A 230-nucleotide genomic window follows, 5' to 3' on the forward strand; every position below is an offset into this window, starting at 1 on the left:
CTATCACATAGCGAATGACCGGGTGCATAAGGATATTGATGTTAGAAATATTCTTAATGCCGTTCCCCGCCCGCCATCCGGGGATGTGAAAACGGATCTTTACAGCCTTAACGGCAAAACCTACACGCCTAAGACCACAGCTGCTGGGTATGTTCGTAAAGAAACAGCGTCCTGGTATGGTGCCAAATTTCACGGTTACAAGACTGCCAACGGTGAAATTTACGATATGT

1 pseudogene is annotated in these 230 nt (G+C 46.5%); it reads left to right on the plus strand.

Annotated elements, in window-relative coordinates:
• Positions 1-230, plus strand: a pseudogene (locus ACY2RR_RS24910) (septal ring lytic transglycosylase RlpA family protein); the annotation flags it as partial.

It is taken from the genome of Parendozoicomonas sp. 2304DJ65-17, assembly GCF_058148445.1.